Origin of the sequence: Microbacterium sp., assembly GCF_041909575.1 — a bacterium.
Taxonomy (GTDB): domain Bacteria; phylum Actinomycetota; class Actinomycetes; order Actinomycetales; family Microbacteriaceae; genus Microbacterium.
This window is the reverse complement of the sequence record NZ_JAYRDE010000192.1, coordinates 1-2,161: the sequence shown is the minus strand read 5'-3', so window position 1 is coordinate 2,161 and position 2,161 is coordinate 1. Positions and strand designations below refer to the sequence as shown.

2 protein-coding genes are annotated in these 2,161 nt (G+C 73.1%); both read right to left on the bottom strand.

Annotated features, from left to right (window positions below; genetic code table 11):
* Positions 1-904, bottom strand: a 904-nt coding sequence (rsgA, locus tag ACE3O1_RS15460; protein WP_374316567.1) for a ribosome small subunit-dependent GTPase A, incomplete at its 3' end; no start/stop codon positions are given.
* Positions 901-2,161, bottom strand: a 1,261-nt coding sequence (gene aroA, locus ACE3O1_RS15455) for a 3-phosphoshikimate 1-carboxyvinyltransferase (protein ID WP_374316565.1), incomplete at its 5' end; no start/stop codon positions are given. The genes rsgA and aroA, both read right to left, overlap by 4 nt.

Below are 2,161 nucleotides of genomic sequence, written 5' to 3'. Positions count from 1 at the left end.
ACTCCTCGGCGATCTCGGCCAGGTCGGTGAACGCGCGCAGGATGTTCGCCGTGTCGACGTGGCCCAGCCCGAACGACCGCACGCCCGGGGTGTCGATCACCCACCCGTTCCCGCCCGCGCCGACGTAGCGCAGCGACACGGTCGAGCTCGATGTGTGGCGACCGCGGCCCGTCACCACGTTGACGTGCCCGGTCGCGCGGCGCGCGTCGGGGACGAGCGCGTTGACGAGAGTCGACTTCCCCACGCCGGAGTGCCCGACGAAGACCGTCGAGTGCCCGACGAGGGCCGCCCCGATCCGCTCGAGCGGCATCTCCTCGCGTCCGCTCGTGAAGACCTCGAGGTCGAGCCCCTCGAAATGGCCGAGGAACTCGGTCGGGTCGGCGAGGTCCGTCTTCGTCACCACGAGGAGGGGACGGATGCCGGCATCCAGCGCCGCGACGAGGTACCGGTCCACGAGCCTCGCCCGGGGCTCCGGGTCGGCAGCCGCCACCACGACGAGCATCTGGTCGGCGTTGGCGACGACGACCCGCTCGACCTGGTCGGTGTCGTCGGCGCTGCGGCGCAGGAGCGACGTGCGCTCCTCGATCCCGACGATGCGCGAGAGGGTTCCCGTGTCGCCGGAGGTGTCTCCGACGACACGTGCCCTGTCGCCCGTGACGATCGGCGTCTTGCGCAGCTCCCGGGCCCGGACGGCGAGGATGGTGTGCTCGTCGTCGCCGTTCTCGTCGACGAGGACGGTGTAGCGCCCGCGATCCACGCCGAGCACGCGCGCGATCCGCGCGTCGGAGTGCGCCGGCCGCCTCTTGGTGCGAGGGCGGTTCGCCTTCGGGTTGGGGCGGACGCGCACATCGGCCTCGTCGAACTCGGGTTCGTCGTCCTCGTCGAGATCGTCGAGCCAGCTCACGATGCCCGCATCGTCTCCGTCGTGCGGGCGGCGAGGCCGCCGTCGTCGTCGAGCATCGCCTGCCACAGTGCCGGGAACTCGGGCATCGTCTTTGCCGTCGTGCCGATGTCGTCGACCTCGACGCCCGGCACGGCCAGGCCGATGAGGGCGCCGGTCGTGGCCATGCGGTGGTCGTGGTGGGCCCGCCAGGTTCCGCCGTGGAGTGGCCGCGGCACGATCCGGATGCCGTCGGGCAGTTCGTCGGCCTCGCCGCCCAGGGCGCGCAGCTCGGCCACGAGCGCCGCGATGCGGTCGGTCTCGTGGCCGCGGATGTGGCCGATCCCGTGCAGCGTGGACGGAGCGTCGGCGAACGCGGCCAGCGCGAAGATCGTCGGAGTGAGCTCGCCCGCGGCGGACAGGTCGAGGTCGATGCCCTGGATGCCGGCGCCGCCGGTCACCGTGAGCACGCCCCCGCGCCGCTGCACCCTGGCACCCATGAGCGCGAGGATCTCGGTGAGCATCGCGCCGGGCTGCGTCGAGTGGGCGGGCCACCCGGTGACCGACACCGAGCCGCCCACGAGCATTGCGGCGGCGAGGAACGGGGCGGCGTTGGAGAGATCGGGCTCGATCGCGACGTCCTTGCCCCGCACGGCGCCGGCGGGCACGATCCACTCGCCCGGCGCGGGTCGCTCGACATGCACGCCGCGGTGCGCGAGCGCCTCGACCGTCATGTCGATGTGGGGGATGCTCGGGAGGCGCGCGCCGGCGTGATGGAGGTGCAGGCCCACGTCGAAGCGCGGGGCCGCGAGCAGGAGTCCGGACACGAACTGGCTCGACGCGCTCGCGTCGATCGTGACCTCGCCGCCGCGGGTGTGGCCGTGACCGCGGACGATGAACGGCAGCGACCAGTGGCCGCCGTCGTCGATGTCGACGCCCACGTCGCGCAGGGCGGTGATCATGGCGCCCATCGGGCGGTGCAGCGCGCTCTCGTGGGCGGTCAGCGTCACGTCTCCGCGCGCGAAGCCGCCGAGTCCGGCGACGAAGCGCATGACGGTGCCGGCCTGACCGCAGTCCACCACGGTCTCGCCGCGCAGCGGCCAGACGGGGGTGACCACGATGTCGTCGCCGAAGCGGCCGGTGCCGGGCTCGAGCTCGATGCCGACGCCCAGGGACCGCAGTGCGTCGACCATGCGGGCCGAGTCGTCGGAGTGCAGGGGCGAGAGAAGCCGGCTGGGGGCATCGGCCAGCGCGGCCAGGATGTGCTCGCGGTTGGTGAGG